Annotated in this window: 24 protein-coding genes; 12 read left to right on the plus strand and 12 right to left on the minus strand. The window is 72.7% G+C overall.

Going from position 1 to position 25,228, the window contains the following annotated elements:
* Positions 1-6: 6 nt before the first annotated feature.
* The 4 genes from NI25_RS22040 to NI25_RS22055 are packed head-to-tail and all read right to left on the minus strand — an operon-like array spanning position 7 to position 3,527.
* Positions 7-855 carry a 1,4-dihydroxy-6-naphthoate synthase gene (locus NI25_RS22040; protein WP_061444092.1) on the minus strand — a complete coding sequence of 283 codons (849 nt, stop codon included), beginning with the start codon at positions 853-855 and terminating at the stop codon, positions 7-9.
* The gene (locus NI25_RS22045; RefSeq protein ID WP_061444093.1) at positions 845-1,540 is read right to left on the minus strand and encodes a futalosine hydrolase; all 696 of its coding nucleotides are present in this window, start codon (positions 1,538-1,540) and stop codon (positions 845-847) included. Before NI25_RS22045 ends, NI25_RS22040 begins: the two co-directional genes overlap by 11 nt.
* Before the next feature lie 27 nt (positions 1,541-1,567).
* Positions 1,568-2,077 (minus strand): DUF2771 domain-containing protein, encoded by a 510-nt coding sequence (locus NI25_RS22050; RefSeq protein WP_199560994.1) that lies wholly within the window; start codon positions 2,075-2,077, stop codon positions 1,568-1,570.
* Between the two features lie 58 nt (positions 2,078-2,135).
* Positions 2,136-3,527 carry an MFS transporter gene (locus tag NI25_RS22055; protein ID WP_061444094.1) on the minus strand — a complete coding sequence of 464 codons (1,392 nt, stop codon included), beginning with the start codon at positions 3,525-3,527 and terminating at the stop codon, positions 2,136-2,138.
* Positions 3,528-3,871: 344 nt separating this feature from the next.
* Here NI25_RS22055 and NI25_RS22060 point away from each other — a divergent pair, with 344 nt between their 5' ends.
* Together NI25_RS22060 and NI25_RS22065 are read left to right on the plus strand one after the other, a co-directional pair.
* The gene (locus NI25_RS22060) at positions 3,872-4,798 is read left to right on the plus strand and encodes a DUF3027 domain-containing protein (RefSeq protein ID WP_061444095.1); all 927 of its coding nucleotides are present in this window, start codon (positions 3,872-3,874) and stop codon (positions 4,796-4,798) included.
* A gap of 181 nt (positions 4,799-4,979) precedes the next feature.
* Positions 4,980-8,108 carry a sacsin N-terminal ATP-binding-like domain-containing protein gene (locus tag NI25_RS22065; RefSeq protein ID WP_061444096.1) on the plus strand — a complete coding sequence of 1,043 codons (3,129 nt, stop codon included), beginning with the start codon at positions 4,980-4,982 and terminating at the stop codon, positions 8,106-8,108.
* 105 nt (positions 8,109-8,213) lie between these two features.
* Here the strand turns inward: NI25_RS22065 and NI25_RS22070 are convergent, their stop codons facing one another.
* Positions 8,214-10,622: an HAD-IC family P-type ATPase gene (locus NI25_RS22070; protein WP_061444097.1), complete on the minus strand. Its 2,409-nt coding sequence runs from the start codon at positions 10,620-10,622 to the stop codon at positions 8,214-8,216.
* 110 nt (positions 10,623-10,732) lie between these two features.
* A complete protein-coding gene (locus tag NI25_RS22075) occupies positions 10,733-11,029 on the minus strand; it encodes a DUF2530 domain-containing protein (RefSeq protein ID WP_061444098.1) in 297 nt (98 codons plus the stop codon).
* A gap of 203 nt (positions 11,030-11,232) precedes the next feature.
* Between NI25_RS22075 and NI25_RS22080 the strand changes: the two genes are divergently transcribed.
* Entirely contained in the window at positions 11,233-12,690 is a 1,458-nt protein-coding gene (locus tag NI25_RS22080; RefSeq protein WP_061444099.1) for an NCS2 family permease, read from the plus strand.
* Between the two features lie 16 nt (positions 12,691-12,706).
* Here NI25_RS22080 and NI25_RS22085 read toward each other — a convergent pair whose 3' ends face one another.
* Positions 12,707-12,895, minus strand: coding sequence for a hypothetical protein (locus NI25_RS22085; RefSeq protein WP_061447031.1), 189 nt, complete (start codon positions 12,893-12,895; stop codon positions 12,707-12,709).
* A gap of 148 nt (positions 12,896-13,043) precedes the next feature.
* Between NI25_RS22085 and NI25_RS22090 the strand changes: the two genes are divergently transcribed.
* Both NI25_RS22090 and NI25_RS22095 read left to right on the plus strand, forming a co-directional pair.
* The gene (locus NI25_RS22090) at positions 13,044-13,481 is read left to right on the plus strand and encodes a MarR family winged helix-turn-helix transcriptional regulator (protein ID WP_003974639.1); all 438 of its coding nucleotides are present in this window, start codon (positions 13,044-13,046) and stop codon (positions 13,479-13,481) included.
* 27 nt (positions 13,482-13,508) lie between these two features.
* Positions 13,509-14,885, plus strand: a complete 1,377-nt coding sequence (locus NI25_RS22095) for an MFS transporter (RefSeq protein WP_061444100.1) — start codon at positions 13,509-13,511, stop codon at positions 14,883-14,885.
* Positions 14,886-14,903: 18 nt separating this feature from the next.
* On the opposite strand, the gene NI25_RS22100 is transcribed toward NI25_RS22095, so the two are convergent.
* Complete coding sequence (locus tag NI25_RS22100) at positions 14,904-15,491, minus strand: Uma2 family endonuclease (protein ID WP_061444101.1); 588 nt, start codon at positions 15,489-15,491, stop codon at positions 14,904-14,906.
* A 116-nt stretch (positions 15,492-15,607) separates the two neighbouring features.
* Between NI25_RS22100 and thpR the strand changes: the two genes are divergently transcribed.
* Positions 15,608-16,180 (plus strand): RNA 2',3'-cyclic phosphodiesterase, encoded by a 573-nt coding sequence (thpR, locus tag NI25_RS22105; protein WP_061444102.1) that lies wholly within the window; start codon positions 15,608-15,610, stop codon positions 16,178-16,180.
* 147 nt (positions 16,181-16,327) lie between these two features.
* Here the strand turns inward: thpR and NI25_RS22110 are convergent, their stop codons facing one another.
* The 3 genes from NI25_RS22110 to NI25_RS22120 all read right to left on the minus strand — a co-directional run bounded on the left by NI25_RS22110 (position 16,328) and on the right by NI25_RS22120 (position 18,751).
* A complete protein-coding gene (locus tag NI25_RS22110) occupies positions 16,328-17,320 on the minus strand; it encodes an aldo/keto reductase (protein WP_061444103.1) in 993 nt (330 codons plus the stop codon).
* Between the two features lie 52 nt (positions 17,321-17,372).
* The gene (locus NI25_RS22115) at positions 17,373-17,960 is read right to left on the minus strand and encodes a Uma2 family endonuclease (RefSeq protein ID WP_061444104.1); all 588 of its coding nucleotides are present in this window, start codon (positions 17,958-17,960) and stop codon (positions 17,373-17,375) included.
* Positions 17,961-18,070: 110 nt separating this feature from the next.
* The gene (locus NI25_RS22120; protein ID WP_061444105.1) at positions 18,071-18,751 is read right to left on the minus strand and encodes an SGNH/GDSL hydrolase family protein; all 681 of its coding nucleotides are present in this window, start codon (positions 18,749-18,751) and stop codon (positions 18,071-18,073) included.
* A gap of 112 nt (positions 18,752-18,863) precedes the next feature.
* Between NI25_RS22120 and NI25_RS22125 the strand changes: the two genes are divergently transcribed.
* The gene (locus NI25_RS22125) at positions 18,864-19,856 is read left to right on the plus strand and encodes a hypothetical protein (RefSeq protein WP_061447032.1); all 993 of its coding nucleotides are present in this window, start codon (positions 18,864-18,866) and stop codon (positions 19,854-19,856) included.
* Here NI25_RS22125 and NI25_RS22130 read toward each other — a convergent pair.
* A complete protein-coding gene (locus NI25_RS22130) occupies positions 19,830-20,729 on the minus strand; it encodes a TetR/AcrR family transcriptional regulator (protein ID WP_078884696.1) in 900 nt (299 codons plus the stop codon). The genes NI25_RS22125 and NI25_RS22130 overlap by 27 nt on opposite strands.
* A gap of 95 nt (positions 20,730-20,824) precedes the next feature.
* Between NI25_RS22130 and NI25_RS22135 the strand changes: the two genes are divergently transcribed.
* The 5 genes from NI25_RS22135 (at position 20,825) to NI25_RS22155 (ending at position 25,226) form a co-directional block, all read left to right on the plus strand.
* Positions 20,825-21,814: an ATP-binding cassette domain-containing protein gene (locus NI25_RS22135; RefSeq protein ID WP_061444106.1), complete on the plus strand. Its 990-nt coding sequence runs from the start codon at positions 20,825-20,827 to the stop codon at positions 21,812-21,814.
* Positions 21,811-22,653 carry an ABC transporter permease gene (locus tag NI25_RS22140; protein ID WP_061444107.1) on the plus strand — a complete coding sequence of 281 codons (843 nt, stop codon included), beginning with the start codon at positions 21,811-21,813 and terminating at the stop codon, positions 22,651-22,653. The genes NI25_RS22135 and NI25_RS22140 overlap by 4 nt, the downstream gene beginning before the upstream one ends.
* Before the next feature lie 121 nt (positions 22,654-22,774).
* On the plus strand, positions 22,775-23,320 hold the full coding sequence (locus NI25_RS22145; RefSeq protein WP_061444108.1) for a hypothetical protein: 546 nt from the start codon (positions 22,775-22,777) through the stop codon (positions 23,318-23,320).
* A 2-nt stretch (positions 23,321-23,322) separates the two neighbouring features.
* Positions 23,323-24,540, plus strand: a complete 1,218-nt coding sequence (locus tag NI25_RS22150; RefSeq protein ID WP_061444109.1) for a sensor histidine kinase — start codon at positions 23,323-23,325, stop codon at positions 24,538-24,540.
* A complete protein-coding gene (locus NI25_RS22155; RefSeq protein ID WP_061444110.1) occupies positions 24,537-25,226 on the plus strand; it encodes a response regulator transcription factor in 690 nt (229 codons plus the stop codon). The genes NI25_RS22150 and NI25_RS22155 overlap by 4 nt, the downstream gene beginning before the upstream one ends.
* Positions 25,227-25,228: the final 2 nt, after the last annotated feature.

Here is a 25,228-nt window from a genome sequence, read left to right on the forward strand (position 1 = left end):
CCCCGGTCAGGGGAACGCCAGCGCGTCCGGGCCGAGGGCCGGTACGAGTCCCTCGGCCGCCGCGCGGGTCAGCAGGCCCCGGATCGCCGCGTAGCCGTCCTCGCCGAGGTCGGCGGTGAACTCGTTGACGTACAGCCCGATGTGCTGGTCGGCGACGGCCGGGTCCATCTCCTGCGCGTGCTCCATGACGTACGGCCGGGACGCCTCGGGGTCGTCCCAGGCCGCGCGGACGGAGCCGCGGACGGCGTCGGCGAGGCGGTTCAGCGTCTCGGCGCCCAGCGAGCGCTTCGCGATGATCGCGCCGAGCGGGATCGGCAGCCCGGTCGTCCGCTCCCAGTGCTCGCCCATGTCGGCGAGCTTGTGCAGCCCGTAGTTCTGGTACGTGAAGCGCGCCTCGTGGATCACCAGCCCCGCGTCGACCTTTCCGTCCCGCACGGCCGGCATGATCTCGTGGAAGGGCATGACGACGATCTCGCCGACCCCGCCGGGCACCGTGTCCGCCGCCCACAGGCGGAAGAGCAGGTAGGCGGTGGAGGTTTCGCTGGGCACCGCGACCGTGCGGCCCCCGAGGTCGGCGTCCGCCTCCCGGGTCAGCACCAGCGGGCCGCAGCCCCGGCCGAGCGCGCCTCCGCAGGGCAGCAGGGCGTACTCGCCGAGGACGTACGGCAGTACGGCGTACGACACCTTCAGCACGTCGAACTCGCCGCGCTCGGCCATGCCGTTGGTGATGTCGATGTCCGCGAAGGTCACGTCGAGGGCGGGGGCGCCCGGAACGCGGCCGTGGGCGAGGGCGTCGAAGACGAAGGTGTCGTTCGGGCAGGGGGAGTACGCGATCTGCAGCGTGTCAGCGCTCATGTGGGTTCCAACTCCTGAGGACGGGGGCGAGCTTCCCGAAGGCGTCCGTCAGCGCCGCGAGCGCCTCGCCGATGCGCCAGGCGGCGCGGTCGCGCGGGCCGACCGGATTGGAGACCGCGCGCAGTTCCAGCACCGGCACGCCGTGCGCGGCGGCGGCCTCGGCGACCCCGAAGCCCTCCATGGCCTCGGCCAGGGCGCCGGGGTGGCGTTCGCGCAACAGCGTGGCGCGGGCCGCGGTGCCGGTGACGGTGGACCCGGTCAGGACGGTGCCGGGGCGGGCGCCGGTCGCGTCGGCGACGGCGGCGACGAGGCCGGCGGGCGGGTGGTGGGTGACGGTGCCGAAGCCGAGTTCGGTGACCGGCAGGAAGCCGTCGGCGGTCTCGGCGCCCAGGTCGGCCGCGGTGATCGTGTCGGCGACGACGAGTGAGCCGACGGGCGCGTGCGGGGCGAAGCCGCCGCCGATGCCGGCCGAGACGACCAGGTCGTAGGGGCTGCCGTCGAGCGCGGCGGCGGTCAGGGCGGCCGCCGTGGAGGCGGCGGCGAGGGCCGGGCCGACGCCGGCGGCCAGCAGGTCCCAGCCGTCCGGCAGCCGGTGCAGGGAGATCCCGGGGCGGGACGCCTCGGTGCCCGGCGCCGGGAACGCCCGGGCCACCGCGTCCCGTTCGACGGGGACCGCGGTGGCCACGAGGAGGTGCGGGGAGGACGTGGGAGGTCAGTCCTTCTTCAGCTCGAAGACCCACACGGCGGTGATGTTCTGGCTGTCGTCCTTGCCGTCCCGCGCGGCGACGGCGACGTTCGTCGAGTCGCCCTGGGCGCCGTACTGCGCGTTGAAGAAGACGCTGCCCGGCACGGTGCGGTAGGTCTTGTCGCTGTCCTCGACCAGCTGCTGACCGTTCATCAGGATCGTCCAGTGCTTGTCCGCGATGTCCGGGTCGACACCGAAACGCACGGTCTCGTCCTGGTCGACGGTGATGGACTTCGCGTCCTTGTCCTTCAGGCACTTGGTGATCTCGTCGGCCGAAAGGGTCTTGCCCTCTCCGCCGCAGGTGGCCTCGGAGCTGACCGAGTCACTGCCGACCGTGATCGTCGCGATCGGGGTCGGTTCGTCACAGGCGGACAGCAGGAGAAGTCCGGCGGACACGGCGCCTACGGCGGCGACGGCGCGGCGGCGTCGCACAGCGCGGTGTCCGAGAGCGGCGGTGCCGCGGGGCAACGTGGTCATGGCGGAAGGCTATACGGCGCTCCTGCCCCGCTCCCCACCTGGGTACGGCGTGGCGTGGTCACGCCACTCTCGGCCGAGTCCTGCCCCCGTGCCGCGCCGAGTCGAGCAGCCCCCGCACGGTCGTCAGCCACCCGGCGGCGATGATCGCGGCGGCCACCGACAGGCCCAGCGTGCCGTTGAGCGGCAGCACGATGCCGACGGCGCCGCCCAGCACCCAGGAGACCTGCAGCAGCGTCTCGGAGCGGGCGAACGCCGACGTGCGCACCAGTTCCGGCACGTCCCGCTGGATCAGCGCGTCCAGGGACAGCTTGGCCAGCGCCTGCGCGAACCCGGCGACCGCGGCCAGGCAGGCCACCAGGATGGCGCTGAAGAACACCGCGGCCACCACTGCCGCGCCCAGCACGATCGCGACCACCGTCACGATGATGACCTCCGGGGCGCGGGAGCGCAGCCAGGCCCCGACCGCCGTGCCCAGCGCGTTGCCCGCGCCGGCCGCGACGCCCACTATGCCCAGCGACACCGCAGCGCTCTGGCCGGTCATGGGGTGCACCCGCAGCAGGAACGCCAGGAAGAAGATCAGGAAGCCGGTCAGGCAGCGGATGGCGGCGTTGGCGGCCAGCGCGTGCGTCACCGCCGGGCCCACCGTGCGCAGCCCCGGACGCTTGCCCCGCTTCCGCAGCGGTCCCGGCAGGTGCCCCTCGTCGGCGGCGAGCAGGGCCCGGTCCTCGCCGCGCGCCGAGTCCACCTTGCGCGGCAGCGTGAACGACAGCACGGTGCCCGCCACGAAGATCAGGAAGGCGCCGTACAGCGGCCAGCGCGGCCCCACCTGCTGGAGCCCCGCGCCGATCGGCGCCGCGACGCCCGTGGCCAGCAGCCCGCACAGCGTGACCCGCGAGTTCGCCTTCACCAGGGAGACCCGGGGCGGCAGCAGCCGCGGCACCACCGCGCTCCGGACCACGCCGTACGCCTTCGAGGCGACCAGTACGCCCAGCGCGGCCGGGTAGAGCTCGATGCCGCCGGTGACGACCGCGCCCGACAGCACCAGGGCGAGCAGCGCGCGGGCGCCCATCGCGCACGCCATCGCCGCGCGGCGGCCGTGCGGCAGCCGGTCCAGGAGCGGGCCGATCACCGGCGCGAGGAGCGTGAACGGCGCCATGGTGATGGCGAGGTAGAGCGCGACCCGCCCGCGCGCCTCGTCCGTGGGCACGGAGAAGAAGACGGTGGAGGCGAGCGCGACGGTGATCATCACGTCGCCGGCGCCGTTCACCCCGTGCAGCTCGATCAGCTTGCCGAGGCCCGACTCGCCCGCGCCGTGCGCGTGCGTGGCCCGGCGGATGCCGCGCGCGGTACCGGTCACCGGCAGGCGCAGCGCCCGGCCGACCGCACGGAACCGGGGGCCGGGGCCGCGCCCACGGCTCCCGCGCTTGAACTCCGTCCGTGCGGCTGCCACCCCGTCATAGTGCCCCGTCAGCGGCGGCTGTAGCGTCGATACGGCACGTATGGCGGTGATCGGGTCGAGTGACACCGGGGCCCGCGCCACGCGGGAACGCCGGGTCGTACCCCGCCGAAACTCCCGTCGGTGTAGGCCCAGCGCACATGAGCAGGTAGCGTGCGTAGCGCGCCGTGGCGAACGTTCTCGGCCGCGCGCCGTACGGCCATCCCGCAGAATGGATGACGTAGGTGCGCCCGAGCGCGATCGGGCGCGGACGTCGACGCGGTCCACAGGTCCGCTCCGTCCGCCCCTCGCAGGCAGCGGCGCACTCGTGAGACGGCGTATGGAGAGAAGCGATACCTGTGAGCGCAGCGACAACGCGAAGCCGCACCCCTGACCGCCTGTGCGCCGAGGCCGTCGACCTCGCCCGGGCGGCGGCCGAGGAGGTCGCCGCGCCCGGCGTCGTCGGCGAGCACGAGGGCATGGTGTCGGAGGGCGACCGGGTCGTCACGCACTTCTTCGCCTGCAAGGAGATGGGATACCGGGGCTGGCGCTGGGCCGTGACGGTGGCCCGCGCCTCCCGCGCGAAGATCGTCACGGTGGACGAGGCGGTGCTGCTGCCCGGCCCCGACGCGCTCCTCGCCCCCGAGTGGGTGCCGTGGAGCGAGCGGCTCCGCCCCGGCGACATGGGCCCCGGCGACCTGCTGCCCACCGACGCGGAGGATCTGCGCCTGGAGCCCGGCTGGACCGGCGAGGACGAGCCGCCGCCCAACTCGGCCGTCTCCCACGAGATGGCGGAGCTGGTCGAGGCCGAGGACGCCGAGGTGACCGCCGGGCCGCCCGCCGAGCTGTCCGCCGTTCCGGCCCGCGGCACGATCTCCGCGGTCGCCGAGGAGCTGGGCCTGCGCCGCAGCCGGGTGCTGTCCCGGTACGGGCTGCACGTCGCCGCCGACCGCTGGGAGGAGGGCTACGGCCCCAAGACCGCGATGGCCCAGGCGGCCCCCGCCTCCTGCGTCAGCTGCGGCTTCCTCGCCCGTATCGGCGGCTCGCTCGGACAGGCCTTCGGGGTCTGCGCCAACGAGTTCTCCCCGGCCGACGGGCACGTGGTGTCGCTGGCCTACGGGTGCGGCGGGCACTCCGAGGCGGCGGTCATGCCGAAGCCGCCGCGGGTGGCTCCGCCGGTGATCGACGAGACGCGGGTGGATCCGTTCCCGCTGCGGCCCGCCGCGGATTCGGGTTCGGTTCCGGTGGCCGAGGACCAGGCGGCGGCGGAGCTGGGGCACTCCTGAGGTCCGCCACGGGGGGTGAGGTCCCCGGGGGCCGCGCCCCCGGCCCCCTCCTTCGGCCTTGACGGCCTCGTCCTCGAACGCCGGACGGGCTGATCGATCCGGCCGGAGCCATCAGGTCGCCGTCGGCGTGGTGTGAGTGCCGGGGCGGTACCTTCGTGGTCCGTCGATGAGGAGAGTCACCGTGAGCATGTTCGTACGGCCTGCCGCCGAGGGTGCCGATCCGTTCGGTACGGCACGGCTGCGGCGCGGGGTGCTGGACGCCTGGGCGACGAGCCCGGCCCGGTTCCGTGAGGACGCCAACGCGGAGGAGGACCTCGTCCTCGGCGGCTACCGCGACCGGCTGGTCGTCGAGCTCGCGCAGAACGCCGCCGACGCCGCCGCCCGGTCCGGCGTGCCCGGCCGGCTCCGGCTGACCCTGCGCGACGGTGTCCTCGTCGCCGCGAACACCGGTGCCCCGCTGGACGCGACCGGCGTCGAGTCGCTGTCCACCCTGCGCGCCTCCGCCAAGCGGGACGCCGGGGACGGCTCGGTCGGCCGGTTCGGGGTGGGCTTCGCCGCCGTCCTCGCCGTCACCGACGAGCCCGCCGTCGTCGGCCGGCACGGCGGGGTGCGCTGGTCCCTGGCCGAGGCCCGCGACCTGGCCGCCGACACCGCCCGGCACAGCCCCGGCCTGGGTGACGAGATCCGGCGGCGCGACGGTCACGTCCCGCTGCTGCGGCTGCCGTTCCCCGCCGAGGGCAGCGCCCCCGCCCCCTACGACACGGCGGTCATCCTGCCGCTGCGCGACACGGCCGCCGCCGACCTGGCCGAACGGCTCCTGCACGCCGTGGACGACGCCCTGCTGCTCGCCCTGCCGGGCCTGGAGGAGGTGGTGATCGAGGCCGGGGAGGAGGTGCGCACCCTCTCCCGCCGCGTCGAGGACGGCCTGACCGTCGTGGAGGACTCCCGCCACGGGGTCACCCGCTGGCGCACCGCCGCCGCGCACGGACCCCTCACCCCCGACCTCCTCGCCGACCGGCCCGTGGAGGAACGCCTGCGCCCCCACTGGTCCGTGACCTGGGCGGTGCCCGTCGACGCCGACGGTGCTCCCGAACGCCCCCGGACCAGCCCCGTGGTCCACGCGCCCACGCCCAGCGACGAGCCGCTCGGGGTGCCCGCCCTGCTCATCGCGTCCTTCCCGCTGGACTCCACCCGCCGGCACACCGCGCCGGGGCCGCTGACCGACTTCCTGACGGAACGGGCCGCCGACGCCTACGCCGGGCTGCTCGCCGACTGGCGGCCGGTCACCGCCGGCCTCATCGACCTGGTACCCGGCGCGCTGGGCCGGGGCGAACTGGACGGCGCGCTGCGGCAGGCCGTCCTCGGCCGGCTCCCGCGCACCTCCTTCCTGCCGCCCGCCGTCCCCTCCGGGGGCGAGGACGCGGAGGACGACCTTCCTGAGTCCCTGCGGCCCCGGGACGCCGAGGTGGTGGAGGGGGCGGGCGCCGACACCGTGCGGGTGCTGGCCGAGGTGCTGCCGACCCTGCTGCCCGCCGGTCTCGAACGCCGCGCCGAACTGCGCACGCTGGGCGTGGCCCGGGTGCCGCTGACCGACGCGGTCGACCGGCTGGCGGGCCTGGAGAAGGCCCCCGGCTGGTGGTGGCGGCTCTACGACAGCCTCGCCGGGGTGGACCCCGACCGGCTCTCCGGGCTGCCGGTGCCCCTGGCCGACGGCCGCACGGCCATCGGTCCCCGCCAGGTGCTGCTGCCCTCCCCGGACGCCGCCTCCCTCGACCCCGAGGTCCTCACCCGCCTCGGCCTCAAGGTCGCCCACCCGGACGCCGCGCACCCGCTCCTGGAGAAGCTCGGCGCCCTCCCGGCCACCCCGCGCGCCGTGCTCACCACCCCGCAGGTGAGGGCCGCCGTCGCCGCCTCCCTGGACGACGAGGGCGGCACCGACTGGGAGGAGGACGCCCTCGACGCCGAGGAACTGGCCGACACCGTCCTCGGCCTGGTCCGCGACGCCGGACTCGATCCCGGCGACGAGCCCTGGCTGGGCGCGCTCGCCCTGCCCGACGAGGACGGCGAACTCTCCCCGGCGGGCGAACTCGTCTTCCCCGGAGGCCCGTTCGCCCGGGTCATGCGGGAGGACGAACTCGCCGCCGTGGACGCCGAACTGGCCGAGAAGTGGGGTCCCGACCCGCTGGCCGCCTGCGGCGTCCTGGTCACCTTCGCCCTCGTCCGCGCCACCGACGTCGTCCTCGACCCCGACGAACTGGAGCCGCGCGAAGGAGACTTCGCCGAGCCCGACGACGCGGGGCTCCTCGACGCCGTGGACGTGTGGAGCGAGGACGTCCTCGACCGGTTCCCGGACAGCCCGGTCCCGCCGGTCGCCACCGAGATCGTCGCCGTGCGCGACCTCGACCTCGTGGACGACGACCACTGGCCCGAGGCCCTCGCCCTGCTGTCCCGGCCGCCGCTGCGCGACGCCCTCGTCCAGCCCGTCCGCGTCCTCCTGCACGACGGCACCCACGAGGTCGTACGGCCGTACACCGCGTGGTGGCTGCGCGGGCACCCGGTGCTCGGCGGACGCCGCCCGGCCGGCCTGCGCGCCGCGGGCGGCGACCCGCTGCTGCGGGGCCTGTACGACGAGGCCGACGCGACCGGCTTCGAGGACGAGCAGGTGCTGCGGGCGCTGGGGGTGCGCACCTCGGTCGCCGCCCTCCTCGACGAGCCCGGCGGCGCGGCCGAGCTCCTGGACCGCCTCGCCGACCCCGGCCGCCCGGTCACGGCCGCCCAACTGCACGCCCTGTACGGCGCGCTGGCCGACCTCGACCCCGAGCAGGTCACCCTGCCGGACGAGGTGCGGGCCGTGGTCGACGGCGAGGTGCGCGTGGTGGACGCCGCCGACGCCGTCGTGGTCGACTCGCCCGACCTGCTGCCCTTCACGTCCGGCGTCCCGCTGCTGCCGGTCCGCCCGGCGCGGGCCGCCGAACTGGCCGAGCTGTTCCAGGTGCGGCGCCTGAGCGAGTCCGTCACCGGCCGCGTCGACTCCGAGGGCGCCGAGCACGACGTACCGGAGCCGGTGCGGGTGCTGCTGGGGGCGCGGACCCCGGCGTCGTACGTGGAGCACGAGGAACTGGTCGTCGACGGCGTGGAGATCGACTGGCGCCTCACCGACGACGGCGCGCTGCACGCCGCGACCCTGGAGGGCGTGGCGGCCGGCCTCGCCTGGGCGGCGGGCCAGTGGCCCCGCCGCTTCGAGGTGGCGGCACTGCTGGAGGACGAGTCCCGGACGGAGGAGTTGGCCAGGGACCGCTGGTTCGACTGACGGGCGGTGCGGTGCCGTACGGTCGCGCGGGGCCGTGTTCGACGTGCGGCTCCGCCGCGTGGGCGCGACCAGCCACGACGGCGCGCCGCAGTCCACCGCGGACCGTCACACCGGAAGGCGCCGGTCCACCCACCGCCACGTGACCTCCAGAACGCCGGCCGCGATCACCGCAACGCCGACGGCGGTCCAGGGCATGGTCACCCCCACCAGCTTCAACGCGAAGAAGTCCTGAAGCCACGGCACCGCCAGCACCACCAGGAACCCCAGCCCCATCGCCGCCACCAGCAGTACCCGCCACCACGTGTACGGCCGGGCGATGATCGCCAGCACCCACATCGAGACCAGGAACAGCGTCAGCGTCGCCGCGCTGGTCTCCGCGCCCAGCGCGTCCGGGCCGGTGTAGTGCCGCCGGGCGGCCAGGTACGTCACGAAGGTCGCCGCGCCGGCCACCACACCGCCCGGGATCGCGTACCGCATCACGCGCCGTACGAAGTGGGGCCTGGCCCGTTCCCTGTTCGGGGCGAGGGCCAGGAAGAAGGCCGGGACGCCGATGGTGAGCGTGGACAGCAGGGTCAGATGCCTGGGCAGGAACGGGTACTCCACCTGCGAGCAGACCACCAGGATCGCCAGGAGCACCGAGTACACGGTCTTGACCAGGAACAGGGTCGCCACGCGCGTGATGTTGCCGATCACGCGGCGGCCCTCGGCCACCACCGACGGCAGCGTGGCGAAGCTGTTGTTGAGCAGCACGATCTGCGCGACCGCCCGGGTCGCCTCCGAGCCGGAGCCCATCGCCACGCCGATGTCGGCGTCCTTGAGCGCGAGGACGTCGTTGACGCCGTCGCCGGTCATCGCGACCGTGTGCCCGCGTGACTGGAGGGCGCCCACCATGTCCCGCTTCTGCTGCGGGGTGACCCGCCCGAACACCGTGCCCTCGTCGAGGGCTCCGGCCATCTCCTCCCGCTCGGCGGGCAGCCGCCGCGCGTCGACGGTGGCCCCGGACAGCCCCAGCTTGGCGGCCACCGCGCCGACGGACACCGCGTTGTCGCCGGAGATGACCTTGGCGCGGACGTCCTGGTCGGCGAAGTAGCGCAGGGTGTCGGCGGCGTCCGGGCGCAGCCGCTGCTCCAGGACGACCAGGGCGGTGGGCTCGGCCCCGTCGGCGACCTCGGGGTCGTCCAGCGCGCGGCCGGCGCGGGCCAGCAGCAGGACGCGCAGGCCCTGTTCGTTGAGCCGGCCGGTCTCCGCGAGCGCCGGGTCGTCCTCGGCGAGCAGGACGTCCGGCGCGCCCAGCAGCCAGGTGCCGAGGGCGCCGTCGCCCTCGTCGAACGTGGCGCCGCTGTACTTGCGCGCGGAGGAGAAGGGCAGCGACCCCGTGCACCGCCACGCACCGGCTGCGCCGTCGGCCGGGTAGGCGTCGATGATCGCCTGCAGGGAGGCGTTGGGGCGTGGGTCGGAGGCGCCGAGGGAGCCGAGGACGGTGCGGACGTGGCGCTCGTCGGCGCCGCCGAGCAGGCGCAGGTCGGTGACGTCCATGCCGCCCTCGGTGAGGGTGCCGGTCTTGTCCAGGCAGACCGTGTCGACGCGGGCCAGGCCTTCGATGGCGGGCAGCTCCTGGACGAGGCACTGCTTGCGGCCCAGCCGGATGACGCCGATCGCGAAGGCGACGGAGGTGAGCAGGACCAGGCCCTCGGGGACCATCGGCACGATGCCGCCGACGGTGCGCGCGATCGAGTCGTCCAGCGCGTTGTCCTTGGCGAGCAGCTGGCTGAGGATCAGGCCGATCGCCGTGGGGACCATCATCCAGGTGACGTACTTGAGGATCGTGGAGATGCCGGAGCGCAGCTCGGACTGGACCAGCGTGAAGCGGGACGCCTCCTCGGCGAGCTGGGCGGCGTACGCCTCGCGCCCGACCTTGGTGGCCCGGAAGGCGCCGCCGCCCGCGACCACGAAGCTGCCGGACATGACCTGGTCGCCGGGCTGCTTGACCACCGGGTCGGCCTCGCCGGTCAGCAGCGACTCGTCGATCTCCAGCCCGTCCGCCTCGACGCACACCCCGTCGACGACGGCCTTGTCGCCCGGGCCGATCTCGATGACGTCGTCCAGCACGATCTCGGACGTGGAGACCTCGGCGGGCTTCCCGTCCCGGCGCACCGTCGGGCGGGCCTCGCCGATCACGGCCAGCGAGTCGAGGGTCTTCTTCGCCCGCCACTCCTGGACGATGCCGATGCCGGTGTTGGCGAGGATGACGAACCCGAACAGGCTGTCCTGGATCGGCGCGACGAACAGCATGATCACCCAGAGCACGCCGATGATCGCGTTGAAGCGGGTGAAGACGTTGGCGCGGACGATGTCGGTCAGGGAGCGGCTGCTGCGCACCGGTACGTCGTTGACCTGACCGCGCGCGACCCGTTCGGCGACCCCGGCCGTCGTGAGTCCGGTCACGGGCGAGGGCGTGTCGGCTGGAGGCCCGGGGTGTGCGGGGTCGAGTCGGTCCGCGTCGAGATGCGTCATGCATTCGACGGTAAGTGCGGTTTTACGGCTTCACCCACCGAGTGCGGAGAAGATCCGACCTGGGTACGAGGCGTTCCGGCGCGGTGTGCTGCCGCCGTACTACCCGGGTACTAGGCGGTGGGCCGGTCGGCCCGTGTGCCCTGGGCGCTTTCGGCGTCCCGCGCGGCGGCGTCCCGCTTGATCGCGGCGTCGCGCCCCCGGACGTACCAGATGCCGATCAGGCCGAGACCGGCACCGGCCAGGCAGGTCCACACCCACCAGGTGTGCCCGTGGTCGTCGAACCAGCCGTAGAAGGGCAGCTGCACCAGGAAGAGGACGAACCAGAGGGCGGTGCCGCCGACGATGGTCGGAACCACGGGGCCCTCCAGGGGCTCCGGCGCCTCATGCGTGGGTGTCCACTTCGTCATGCGTACAGCTTACGAGGCGCGTGCGAACGGGTTGACGGCGCGGCGCCACGCGGCGAGGGCGCGGGTCTACGCGCGGAGATAGCGATCTGTGGCTCATACGTTCATACTGAACCCGTTTGTCTCTGACCGCTTTCATTCGTAGAAAACACCAAGAGGAACACCGACAAGGCCGTGGGGGAACCTGTTGGTGATGAGGTCCCCGCATGTCCACCTCGGCCACCGCCAAGGTCCCCCCGTCCCCCGAGCCGCCGGAGGACCGACGTCCCCCGCAGAACGGCATCGACCGTTACTTCAAGATCTCCGAGCGCGGCAGCACCCTGCCCCGTGAGATCCGCGGCGGTTTCGCCACCTTCTTCGCGATGGCCTACATCATCGTGCTGAACCCGATCATCCTGGGCAGCGCGAAGGACATGTACGGCCACCAGCTCGACAACGGTCAGCTGGTCACCGCGACCGCTCTGACGGCGGCGTTCACGACCCTCCTGATGGGTGTCATCGGCAACGTCCCGATCGCGCTCGCCGCCGGTCTGGGCGTGAACTCGGTCGTCGCACTCCAGCTCGCCCCGCGGATGTCCTGGCCGGACGCCATGGGCATGGTGGTGCTGGCCGGCTTCATCGTGATGCTGCTGGTCGCCACCGGTCTGCGGGAGCGCGTGATGAACGCCGTTCCCTACGGCCTGCGCAAGGCCATCTCCATCGGTATCGGCCTCTTCGTCATGATCGTCGGCCTCGTCGACTCGGGCTTCGTCACCCGGATGCCGGACGCCGCGCAGACCACCGTCCCGCTCCAGCTGGGCGTCGGCGGCCACCTGCACGGCTGGCCCGTCCTGGTCTTCGTCCTCGGCGTGCTGCTGACCCTCGCGCTGATCGTCCGCAAGACCCCGGGCGCCATCCTGATCTCCATCGTCGTGATGACGGTCCTCGCGGTGATCGTCAATGCCGTCGCCGACATCCCGTCCTGGGGGCTGACCACCCCCGAGTGGCCCGGCAACCCCGTCGCCACCCCGGACTTCGGGCTGGTCGGCGAGGTCAGCCTGTTCGGCGGGTTCGACAAGGTCGGCGTCCTGACCGGGGTGCTGTTCGTCTTCACCGTGCTGCTGTCGTGCTTCTTCGACGCGATGGGCACGATCATGGGCGTCAGCGACGAGGCGAAGCTGACCGACGGCGAGGGCCAGATGCCGGGCATCAACAAGGTCCTGTTCGTCGACGGCGTCGCGGTCGCCGCGGGCGGTGCCAGCTCCGCCTCCGCCACCACCTGCTTCGTGGAGTCCACGGCCGGCGTCGGCGAGGGCGCCCGCACCGGCTTCGCCAACATCGTCACCGGCGCGCTGTTCGCCCTGGCGCTGTTCCTCACGCCGGTGGCCACCATGGTCCCCTCGCAGGCGGCGACCCCGGCACTGATCGCGGTCGGCTTCCTGATCCTGGCCGGTTCGATCCGGGAGATCGACTGGAGCGACTTCACGATCGCCATCCCGGCCTTCGTGACGATGCTGATGATGCCGTTCACCTACTCGATCACCAACGGCATCGGCATGGGCTTCATCACCTTCTCGGTGCTGCGCCTGGCGGCCGGGCGGGGCCGCGAGGTGCCGGTGGCGATGCACGTGGTGTCGGCGGTCTTCGCCTTCTACTACCTGATGCCGGCCCTGGGCCTGACGTGAGGCCCGCGGGGCTGCCTCAGGTGACCCCGTAGAACCGTTCCGTCTCCTCCACGGCGGACTGGAACCGCTCGTCGAAGTCATCCCGAATGAGCGTCCGGACGACATAGTCCTGGACGCTCATTCCTCTTTTGGCCGCATGGTCCCGGAGCCGGTCGAGCAGCTCCCCGTCTATCCGCAGGCTGAGCACGCTGGTCCCCATGAGCACGAGGGTCGCCCCGGGCTGCCGGGTGAGCTCCGATTTCCGGAAACGTCTCACTCGTACGGGTGAACTGTGGGTTTCAGTGGCGGGCGTCACGGGCACATGGGCGCTGAGCGGTGGTATTTCGCGAGACTAATGAGTTACGCTAAGGAACATGCCGGACCTCAAGCATGGCGACGACGCGGCCGCCGTGAACTCCCTGCGCTCCGCCGTGATGCGGTTGTCCCGTCGGCTCAAGCACCAGCGGGTCGACGAGTCGCTCAGCCCCACCGAGATGTCGGTGCTGGGCACCCTGTCCAACTGCGGCAGCGCGACCCCGGGCGAGCTGGCCCGCAAGGAGCACGTCCAGCCGCCCTCGATGACCCGCATCGTGGCGCTCCTCGAGGCCAAGGGCCTGGTCCGGCTGGAGCCGCACCCCGAGGACCGGCGCCAGAAGGTCGTGACGCAGACCGAGCAGGCGGTGGTGATGCTCGAGGAGAGCCGCCGCAAGCGCAACGCGTTCCTGGCCACGCTGGTCGAGGGACTCGACGAGGACGAGTGGGCGAAACTGCGCGCCGCCGCCCCCGTGCTGGAGAAGCTCGCCCACAAGTAAGCAGTTCTCGCGAGGAGGCGAACCCTTTTGAGTACGGGATCCGGAGCAGCTTCCGCCCCCGCACCCGACGGCCCCGACGATCCGACCACCCGCACCCCCGAGACCTCTCGGCCCCCTCGCAAGACGTCGATGTTCGCCTCCCTGAAGGTCAGGAACTACCGCCTGTTCTTCCTGGGCCAGGTCGTCTCCAACATCGGCACCTGGATGCAGCGCATCGCCCAGGACTGGCTGGTGCTCAGCCTCACCGGCTCCTCGGCCGCCGTCGGCATCACCACCGCCCTGCAGTTCCTGCCGATGCTGCTCTTCGGCCTCTACGGCGGCGTCCTCGTCGACCGCTGGCGCAAGCGGACCACGCTGCTGTTCACCCAGTCCGCGATGGCCCTGTCCGCGCTCGCCCTCGCCGTCCTCACCCTCAGCGGCCAGGTCCAGGTCTGGCACGTCTACCTCGCCGCCTTCGCGATGGGCCTGGCCACCGTCCTGGACAACCCGGCCCGCCAGACCTTCGTCTCCGAGCTGGTCGGCCGCGACCAGCTGCAGAACGCGGTCAGCATGAACTCGGCCAACTTCCAGTCCGCCCGCCTGGTCGGCCCCGCCGTCGCCGGTGTGATGATCACCGGGGTGGGCACCGGCTGGGCGTTCCTCGCCAACGGCCTGTCCTTCGTCGCGCCGCTCACCTGCCTGCTGCTGATGCGCGCCCGCGAGCTGCACGTCGTGCGGCGCACCCCGCGCGGCAAGGGCCAGCTGCGCGAGGGCCTGCGGTACGTCGCCGGCCGCCCCGAGCTGATCTGGACCATCGTGTTGGTGGGGTTCATCGGCACCTTCGGCTTCAACTTCCCCGTCTTCCTGTCCGCCTTCGCCGACGACGTCTTCCACGCGGGCGCCGGGGCGTACAGCCTCTTCAACACCCTGATGGCCGTCGGTTCGCTGGCCGGCGCCCTGCTCGCCGCCCGCCGCGGCACCGCCCGGCTGCGCGTCCTGATCGCGGCGGCCCTCGGCTTCGGCGCCCTGGAGATCGTGGCCTCCGCGGCGCCCGAGCTGTGGCTCTTCGCGCTGCTGATGGTCCCGATCGGCGTCTTCAGCATGACGGTCAACGTCACCGCCAACACCAGCATCCAGATGTCCACCGACCCGGCCATGCGGGGCCGGGTGATGGCCCTGTACATGATGGTCTTCCTCGGCGGTTCCCCGATCGGCGCCCCGATCGTCGGCTGGGTCACCGACGCCTACGGTGCCCGGGCCGGCTTCGCCGCGGGCGGCGCGGTGGCGGCGAGCGCCGCACTCGTCATCGGCCTGGTCCTGGCCCGCGTCGGCAACCTGCGCCTGTCGGTGGGCTGGCACCGCGGCCACCCCCAGGTCCGCTTCGTGCCCCGGGAGCGGCGGGAGGCGCTGGCGCCGGTGGCGTAGGGCGGGACCGGCTTCCGGTCAGTCGCGGGGGAAGTCGTCGGTCTTGAGGGTGAGGCCGACGACGGTCCCGGTCAGGTCGACGTCCTCGCCGAAGCCGAAGCTGACGGCCGCGTGGTACTTGCCGTCCTTGGGGAGGGTGTGGAGGTGCCACTCGCCGGTGTACGGGTCGACGATCAGGTACACCGGGACGCCGGCGGCGGCGTAGGTGTCCTTCTTGGGGCCGTAGTCGTTGGCGGCGGTGTCTTTGGAGATGACCTCGGCGACGAATTCGACGTCCTGATAGCGCCAGAGGCCCTTGCCGTCCTTCACCGAGCGTTCGGCGATGGCTGCGACATCGCAGGCGAATCCGTTGAGCCGCCCGGGGAAGTCGATGCGCACGTCCGAGGCCAGTTGCTTGCGGGTGTACTTGACGCGCAATTGTTCAAGAATGTCGAAGATGATCTCGAAGTGGTGGTGCCGCTGCGGCGACATGAAGACGTGCCCCCCGACGATCTCGGTCTTGTATCCCTCGGGGACGGGCATCTTCTCGAGCCACTCGAACATGGCGTCCAGAGTCAGCTCGGTGCTCTCTTCGGCCATCTCGATCCTGTCGTCAAGGACGGTCATCGTGGCGCTCCTCCCCGGCTGCCCCCGACGCGAGTGCAGCCGCGCAGTACAACGATACGCACGGTGACCAGGACACGCGCGGACGTACACGTGTTCCCCGGGGGAGACTGGCCGGCATGAGACTGTTCGCCGCCGTGCTGCCGCCCGAGGACGTCACCGCCTCCCTCGCCGCCGAGGTGGCCGTGCTGCGGGGGCTGCCGGGCGCCGACGGGCTGCGCTGGACCGGGCGTCCCGGGTGGCACCTCACGCTCGCCTTCTACGGCGAGGTCGACGACGACGCCGTACCCGACCTGTCGGCCCGGCTGGAGCGGGCGGCCCGCCGCACCGAGCCCTTCGAGCTGGCGCTGCGCGGCGGCGGCCAGTTCGGGCGCGGCCGGGCGCTGTGGGCCGGTGCGGAGGGGGGCCTCGCGACCCTGCGGCTGCTGGCCGACCGCGCGGAGTCGGCGGGGCGCAGGGCGGGCGTCGAGATGGGCGAGCACCGGCGCTATCGGCCCCACCTGACGCTGGCCCGCAGCAGGCGGGCCTTCGACGCCCGTCCCTACGTCGAGGCGCTGGCCGGCTTCACCGGACCCGCCTGGACGGTGACCGACCTGGCGCTGGTCCGCAGCTTCCTGCCCGACTCGGGCGTGCCGGGCGAGCAGCCCCGTTACGAGGCGGTCGCCCGCAGCCCGCTCGGCGTCTCCGGTTAGGCTCGGGGGCGTGGACCCGAAGACCCGTAACCGGATCATGGCCGGTGTGCTCGTGCTGATGCTCGTGGTGGTGGCGGTGGCGGCGGCCCTCGGCTGATCGGCCCGTGGGCGGCCGCCCCGCTCACCCCACCGCTGCTCCGGCCGCGGCTACCAGGCGAAGGCCTCCGGAGAGGGGCCGGGACCCGGGAAGACCTCGTCGAGCCCGGCCAGCAGCTCGTCCGACAGCTCCAGCTCCACGGCCCTGAGTGCCGACGCGAGCTGGTCGGCCGTGCGCGGACCCACGATCGGGCCGGTCACGCCGGGCCGGGTCAGCAGCCAGGCCAGTGCCGCCTCGCCGGGCTCCACCCCGTGCTTGTCGAGCAGGTCCTCGTACGCCTGGATCTGCGTCCGCTTCGCGGGGTCGGCCAGGGCGTCGGCCGCGCGCCCCGAGGCCCGGCGCCCGCCCTGGACCTCCTTCTTGATGACCCCTCCGAGCAGCCCGCCGTGCAGCGGCGACCACGGGATGACGCCGAGGCCGTACTCCTGCGCGGCCGGGATCACCTCCATCTCGGCGCGGCGCTCGGCCAGGTTGTACAGGCACTGCTCGCTGACCAGGCCGATGGTCCCGCCACGCCGGGCGGCGGTCTCGTTGGCCTGCGCGATCTTGTACCCGGGGAAGTTCGACGACCCGGCGTAGAGCACCTTGCCCTGCTGGACCAGGGTGTCGATCGCCTGCCAGATCTCGTCGAAGCCGGTGGCGCGGTCGATGTGGTGGAACTGGTACAGGTCGATGTGGTCGGTCCGGAGCCGCTTCAGGCTGGCGTCCACCGCCCGCCGGATGTTCACGGCGGACAGCTTGTCGTGGTTGGGCCACGCCTCGCCGTCGGCGCCCATGTTGCCGTACACCTTGGTGGCGATGACGGTCTTGTCGCGCCGGCCGTCGCCCCGGGCGAACCAGTTGCCGATGATCTCCTCGGTACGGCCCTTGTTCTCGCCCCAGCCGTACACGTTGGCGGTGTCGAAGAAGTTGATGCCGGCGTCCAGCGCCGCGTCCATGATGGCGTGGCTGTCGGCCTCGTCGGTCTGCGGACCGAAGTTCATGGTGCCGAGGACGAGCCGGCTGACCTTGAGTCCCGTGCGTCCGAGCTGCGTGTACTTCATGGTCCCCAAGCCAACGACTTGGAGTGCGCTCCAGGCAAGCGGGGGCGGGCGGTCAGTCGCGGGGGAAGGCGTCGGTCCCGAGGGTGAGGCCGAGGACGGTGCCGGTGAGGTCCAGGTCCTCCCCGAAGACGACCCTGGTCTCGGTCGTGTAGTCGCCGTCCTTGGGGTGCGTGAAGATGTGGCAGCGGCCCTGGTACGGGTCGGCGACCAGGTAGAGGGGGACCTCTGCGGCGGCGTAGGCGAGCTTCTTGGGGCCGTAGTCGTTGGCGGCGGTGCCCTGGGCGATGACCTCGGCCACGAACTCGACGTCCTGGTAGCGCCAGTGGCCCGTTTCGTCCTGCTCGGCCCCGTTGCGGAGCTTGGCCACATCGGGGCAGAAAGCGTTCCCCGGTCCCGGGAAATCGATACGGACGTCCGAGAGGAGTTCGACGTCCATGCCGAAGCGGTCTTCGACGGCTCGTTCGATGCGGCGGATGATTTTGTGGTGGGTGCTGCGCTGCGGTGTCATGTGGACGCTGCCCCCGACGATCTCGACCCGGAATCCTTCGGGGACGGGCATCCGCTCCAGCCGCTCGAACCACTCGTCCAGGCGCTGGGTGTTGGCGTCGGCCATGGCGATCCTGTCGTCTACGACGGTCATCGTGGCACTCCTCGCCGGCTGTCCCACGGGCGGGAGCAGCCGCGCGGTACAACGATACGCACGGCGGCCGGGACACGGGACGACGCGCATATGCCACGGCGCGGGGGCTCCTACGAGGCGGCGGTGTACGGCCCGCCCAGCCCCCACTCCTCGTGCAGCGCCTCCGCGAACGCCTCCGCGATCCGGTGCTCGCCGCTCTCGTTGGGATGCGTGCCGTCGTAGGTGTCCGTGTGGAAGTCGTACGCCGGCGGGGGCGGGACGAACAGCAGCGGGGCACCCGGGTCGTCGAGGTCGGCGGCGGTCTTCGCGAGGAGTTCGTTGAAGTGGGCGACCTGCTCGGCGAAGGTCTCGTCGGCGTCCACCCGGATGTTGTGCAGGACCGGCATCACGGCGATGCGGATGCGCGGGTTCGCCGAGCGGGCGGCGGCCACGAAGGCGCGGACGTTGGCGGCGGTCTGCTCGGCGTTGGTGTAGAAGCCGAGGTCTATCAGGCCCAGGGAGACCAGCAGCACGTCCGCGCGGCAGGAGCGCACCGTCTCGCCGATCAGCGGCGTCATGTGGTGCCAGCCCTCGCCCCAGCCGGCCAGGTGGGCACGGGGGAAGTCCGGGTCGGCGTAGGAGTAGGACACGGGCTCGTCCGTCGACGGGTCGTGCAGTGTCTCGCGCGGGCCGACGAAGGTGAAGGGGCGGCCGTAGGAGTCGCGCAGGTGCTGCCACAGCCGGTAGCGCCACGTGTGTTCGCCGGCGCTCCCGATCGTCATGGAGTCACCGACGAACATGAACCTGAGCATCCGCTCATCATGGACGATCGGCCTGGCCGGCGCGATGTGAGCCCGACCACGCAGGGTGACCGGCGGGGTGGTCGCCGACGTGAACGCCCGCACGGGATGGCAGGCTTGGCGCATGCGCCGACCCTTCGCCCTCCTCGCCTCGGCCCTTCTCGTGGGCGCCCTCGCCGTGCCCGCCTCGGCGGCGGACGGGCAGGACGGGCCCGCGGGGAGCGACGGGTTCACCATCAAGGACCCGCGCATCACCGAGTCCAGCGGCCTCGCCGCCTCCCGTCAGCACCCCGGCATCTACTGGACGCACAACGACCAGGACACCGGCCCCTACCTCTACGCCGTGGACGGCGCCACCGGGGAGACCGTCGCCCGCGTCGCCCTCTCCGGCGTCGGCACGCCCCGCGACGTCGAGGCGATCGCCATCGGCCCCGGCAACCGGATCTTCGTCGGCGACATCGGCGACAACGACGGCGTGACCTGGCCGTACGTGTGGATCTACGAGCTGCCCGAGCCGAAGGAGCTCAAGGACCAGACCGTCAGGGCGACGCAGTACGTGGTGAAGTACGCGGACGGTTCCCGCGACGCCGAGTCGATGGTGGTCCACCCGAAGACCGGGCGGGTCTACATCATCGACAAGAACGAGGACGGCGGGCACCTGTACGAGGGCCCGGCGAAGCTGTCGTCCTCTGGCAGCAACGTCTTCAAGCCCACCGTGCCCGTGGACCTCTGGGCGACGGACGCCGCGTTCTCCCCGGACGGTGAGCAGCTCGCCGTGCGCGGCTACCTCGGGGGCATCTGGTACGACTGGAACGGCGGGAAGATCAAGCGCACGGGGCGGATCAGCGTGCCGCTGGGACAGGGCGAGTCCGCCACCTACACGACCGACGGCAAGAAGCTGCTGCTCGGCATGGAGGGCGCCAACAGCCCCGTCAAGGCCGAGGACGTGCCGGGGCGCGACGGCGGCGACTCGGGCGGCGGACCGGGTTCCGGGTCGCATGCCTCGGGTGCGGACTCGGACGGTCCGGGCGGGGACACGCTCAAGGTCGGCGCGGTCGGGCTGCTCGTCGCCCTCGCCGCCCTGTTCGGCCTACGCCGGGTCTTCCGGCGCCGCTGAGCCGCTCGCCGCGGCAGGCTCGTCCGCGGCCGGGCCGCTTGCGGCGGGGGCGTCCGCTGCCAGGTCGCTCGCGGCGAGGGCGTCCGCTGCAGGGTCGCTCGCGGCGGGGTCGTGCGCCGCCGCCCGGCGCGAGGCCACCAGCACCTCCAGCCCGTCCAGGATGCGCTGGAGCCCGAACTCGAAGTGGTCGAAGCCGGTGCCGAAGGCGTCCTCGGAGAGGGAGGACAGCACGGGGTAGCGTCCGCTGCTCATGGCCTTCACCAGCGTCGGTTCCTGGGCCCGCCAGAACTCCGCGTCCGTCAGCCCGGAGCTGCGCTCGGCCTCCCGCTCGTACACCTGGGTGCGGGCGGCCCCGACGACGTACCCGTCGATCATGACGATCACCGAGACCAGCTCGGGGTCGGTCAGGCCCATCGGCTTGATCCGGGCGAGCACCTTCTCCATGCCGTCCAGGGCGGAGGGGCCGAGGATCGGCCGGGACTGGTTGACCTCCAGCAGCCAGGTGTGGCGGCGGTAGAGGGCGAGCGTGGCGTGGCCGAGGGCCTGGAGCGCCGAGCGCCAGTCGCCGTCGCCGAGGTCGGCCGGGTCCTGGGACGGGCGCTGCACGCGGTCCAGCATCAGGTCGAGCAGCTCGCCCTTGCCGGGGACGTAGCGGTACAGGGACATCGTGCCGGTGCCCAGCTCGGTGGCGATCCGGCGCATCGAGACCGCGCCGAGACCGTCCCGGTCGGCGACCTCGACGGCGGCCTCGACGATCCGCTCCAGCGTCAGCCCCGGCCTCGGCCCCCGGCTGGGGCGCCGGCCGGTGTCCCACAACAGTTCGAGGGTGCGGCCGATGTCGCCGCTGCCGCTGGTCTCCGTACCGCTCGCCATGGGCTCAGTTTAAGTCCGCGCCAAAAAACTGAGTACGGCGTACGCGCAATCGGGTACGGTGTACTCAGTAAGGGAGTGAAGGGGGACTCAGACCCATGAGCGAGCGACATGCGGTACGGGCCGAGGGCCTGGCGAAGAGTTACGGCGACAAGCACGCCCTGGACGGCTTCGACCTGACCGTCCGCGAGGGCACCGTGCACGGCCTGCTGGGGCCGAACGGTGCGGGCAAGACCACGGCGGTGCGCATCCTGTCGACGCTGATCGGGCTGGACGGGGGACGGGCCGAGGTCGCGGGCCTCGACGTCGCCCGGCAGGCGCGTGAGGTGCGGGCGCGGATCGGTCTCACCGGCCAGTACGCGGCCGTGGACGAGGTGCTCACCGGCCGGCAGAACCTGGAGATGTTCGGGCGCCTGTTCCACCTGGGCGGCAGGCGGGCCCGGGCCCGGGCGGTCGAGTTGCTGGAGCAGTTCGACCTGACCGACGCCGCCGACCGGGGCGTGGGCAAGTACAGCGGCGGCATGCGGCGGCGTCTCGACCTCGCCGCGTCGATGATCCTGGCCCCGGCCGTCCTGTTCCTGGACGAGCCGACGACCGGCCTGGACCCCCGCAGCCGCGGCGAGGTCTGGGCCTCGGTCCGCGACCTGGTGGCGAGCGGCACGACGGTCCTGCTCACCACGCAGTACCTGGAGGAGGCCGACAAGCTCGCCTCCCGCATCACCGTCATCGACCGGGGCCGGGCCATCGCCGACGACACCCCGGACGGACTGAAGGACCTGGTCGGCGGCGACCGCATCGAGGTCGTGGTGGCCGACCGCGCCGAGATCCCGGGGGTGGTGAAGACGGTCGCCCGGGTCTGCGAGGGGGAACCGGAGGTGGAAAACGAGGCGCTGCGCGTGCACGCCCCGGTCACCGACCGCGTGTCGGCGCTGACCGAGGTGGCGCGCACCCTCCAGGACGAGGGCGTCGCCGTGGAGGACATCGGCCTGCGCAGGCCGAGCCTCGACGACGTGTTCCTGCGCCTGACCGGCCACCGTACGAGCGCGGAGCCCGTGCGGCACGCGGAGAAGGAGGCGATGGCGGCATGAGCGCGCTCGACGTCGAGAGCGCCACCGGCCCGGCGACGGCCCCGCCCGAGCACGGCCGGCTGTTCTGGCTGCTCGCCGACTGCGGCAACATCGTCCGCCGCGGCCTGACCCACTACTGGCGCCAGCCCGTCAACATCGCCTGGCAGCTCGGCTTCCCGATCCTCTCCGTCCTCCTCTACGGCTATGTCTTCGGCAGCGCCATGACCGTGCCGGGCGGCGGGGACTACAAGGACTTCCTGATGCCGGGCATGTTCGCGATGACCATGGCGTTCGGCTTCATCAACACCGCGACGGTCGTCGTCTACGACTCCACGAAGGGGGTCGTCGACCGGTTCCGCTCCATGCCGATGTCGTCCTCGGCCGTGGTGGCCGGGCGCGGGGTGACCGATCTGGTCGTGGCCTGCGCGGAGTTGGCCATCATGATGCTGACGGCGGTCGCCATGGGCTGGCGGCCGGACGGCGGTTGGGGCTTCCTGGCGGCCTTCGGCCTGCTGTTGTGGCTGCGGTTCGCGCTCATCTGGATCGGCGTGTGGCTGGGCCTTCTGGTGCCCAACCCGGAGGCGGCGGGCGGCCTGTTCGCGGTGGCCTTCCCGCTGACGATGATCTCCAGCATCTTCGTCGCCCCGCAGCTCATGCCCGAGTGGCTGGGCTGGGTGGCCGCGTGGAACCCGATCTCGTCCACGGCGGCCGCCGTCCGCGACCTGTTCGGCACACCGGTCGGCGGCGGCGACTCGTGGGTCGAGCAGCACGCGCTGCTGATGGCGGGCGTGTGGCCGGTGGTCCTGACGGCGGTCTTCCTGCCGCTGGCGGTACGGAGGTTCCAGCGGCTCAGCCGTTAGGGCCGTGGCGGGACGGCTGGGGTGGAGCCGGGGGTGGAGCCGGCGGGAGCGGTGGATCTCCACCCCCGGCTCCACCCGCGGGTCCAGGTGTCGCGGGCCTGGCCGGAGGAGCCTTGAGGGCATGACAACGACTGAGTGGATCACCGACATCGCCCTCGTTCTGGTCGTCTTCCGCCAGCTGCGGGAAGGCCGGCTCGACCGCCGGACCTTCCTGATCCCGCTGGGGATCGTGGCCGTCGTGGCGTACTCGTACCTGGACTCCGTCCCGACCGAAGGCAACGACCTCGTACTGATCGCGGTCCTGGCGGGCGTGGGCGCGGCGCTCGGTGTCGCGGGTGGCGTCTACACCCGGATCAGGGCGCTCGACGGGCACCTCCTGATCAAGGCGGGCGCCGTGTCGGCGATCCTGTGGGTGCTGGGCATGGGCGCCCGCATGGGCTTCCAGGTCTGGGTCGAGCACGGCGGCGCCGACGACGTCGCCCGGTTCAGCATCGCCCACCACATCACGAGCGACCAGGCCTGGGTGGCGGCCTTCGTACTGATGGCGGTCACCGAGGTGGTCACCCGGGTGGCGACGATCTACCTGCGCAGCCGGGTCCACGCCCGGGCCGCGGCCGGCTCCGCTCCCGCCGCCCCCGCGGTGTCCGTCCTGGACCGTACGGCCTGACCGTGCGCTATGTTCTGCCGGTGTCCGCCACCGAAAGCACCCCGCCCCCGGCCCCGGGGGCGGACCCGCGTCCGACACCGCCCAGCGGGCCGGTCCCCGGCCGGGACCCGCGGGTGCAGTGGGGACTGAACCTCGCGGTCGTCGTCGTGGGAGCGCTGACGATCCGTCCCATGGGGTTCAGCGGCCAGGGACTGGCGGTCACCGTCCTCTTCGTGCTCAACTCCGCGGCACTGCTCGCCCGGGCCGTGCCCGAGCACCGCATCCCCCCGCGCGTGGTGCTCGGCTGGCTCACCCTCGGCATCGTCGCGGCGGCCGCCCTGATCGGCGTCAGCGGCAGCGGTACGAGCTACCTCTTCGCCTACTTCCTCGCCGGCCACATCGGCTACCGGCTCGAACCCCGGTGGGCCCTCGCCCTCGCGGCGGCGACCTCCCTGCTCTGCGCCGGTGTCCTCCACTTCCACCTGGGGCCGGGCGACCCGGACCTGCCCTGGACGCTCGGGCTCTCCACCGGCATCCCGGTCGTGGTCGGCATCCTCAACCGCACCCAGCGCCAGGCCGTACGGTCGGCGCTCTCGGCCGCCGAGTCGGCGGAACGCGCGGCCCGCGCGGAGGCCCGGACCGCCGTCCTCACCGAACGCGCCCGCATCGCCCGCGACGTGCACGACGTACTGGCCCACTCCCTGGCCGGGATCAACATGCAGCTGGAGCTCGCCGACGCCCTGCTCGACACCGGAGACCTCGCGAAGGTCCGGGAGGCCACCACCAAGGCGCACGGCCTGGTCAAGGAGAGCCTGAAGCAGGCGCAGTGGACCGTGCACGCGCTGCGCGAGGACGCGTTGCCGCTGGTCGAGAGCCTGACCGCGATGGTCGAGTCGTCGGGCCACCCTGACGCTCTCACGGTCACCGGGACCGTCCGCGAGGCGCCGCCCCAAGTGACCCAGAACCTGTTGAGGATCGCCCAGGAGGCCCTGACAAACGCGGCCCGGCACGCTCCCGGCGGAAAGATCGGGGTGGAGCTGACGTTCACCGCCGCATCGATCACACTGAGGATCCGCAACCGGCCCGCCACCCGTGCGGTGACCCCGGGCGCCGGCAGCGGGATGGGGCTGATCGGCATGCGCGAGCGCGCCGCTCTTCTGGGCGGGAGCGTCAGCGCGGGGCCGGTCACCGAGGGGCCGGACCAGGGCGGCTGGCAGGTGGAGGCAGTGATTCCGGGATGAGCGGGACGAGTGAACAGGGCCGGGGGCCCGTGCAGTTGAAGGTGGTCGTCGCCGACGACCAGGCCGCAGTGCGGGAGCCGCTCGCCGCGGTGCTCGGACTGGCCGAGGACATCGACGTGGTCGCGGCGGCCGCGGACGGCGGCGAGGTGCTGGCGGCGGTGGCCGCGGGACCGGTCGACGTGGTGCTGATGGACCTGCGCATGCCCGTGATGGACGGCATCGAGACGACCCGCCGCCTGACCGAGGAGCATCCGGAGGTGGCGGTGGTCGTCCTGACCACGTTCGCCGACGACGAGTCGATCCTCGGCGCGCTCGGCGCGGGAGCCCGCGGCTACCTGACCAAGAACGCCGGCCGCCAGGACATCACCCGGGCGATCCGGGCCGCGGGCGCCGGCCAGTCCGTACTCGACCGGGAGGTCCAGGACCGCCTGCTCGCCACGGCCAGGGCGAAGGCGGCGCCCGCCCGGGACGAGGCGGCCGGGCAGCCCCTGCCGGACGACCTCACACCCCGGGAACGCGAGGTCCTCGCCCTGATCGGCCAGGGACTGTCCAACCGGGGCATCGCCGAGAAGCTCTTCATCAGCGAGGCCACGGTCAAGACCCACATCAACAACCTGTTCGCCAAGGCCCACATCCGCGACCGCGCCGACGCGGTCCGGCGCGCCATCGGGGCGGGGCTGGCCTAGAG

It is taken from the genome of Streptomyces sp. CCM_MD2014 (assembly GCF_000772045.1).
Taxonomy (GTDB): Bacteria; Actinomycetota; Actinomycetes; order Streptomycetales; family Streptomycetaceae; genus Streptomyces; species Streptomyces salinarius.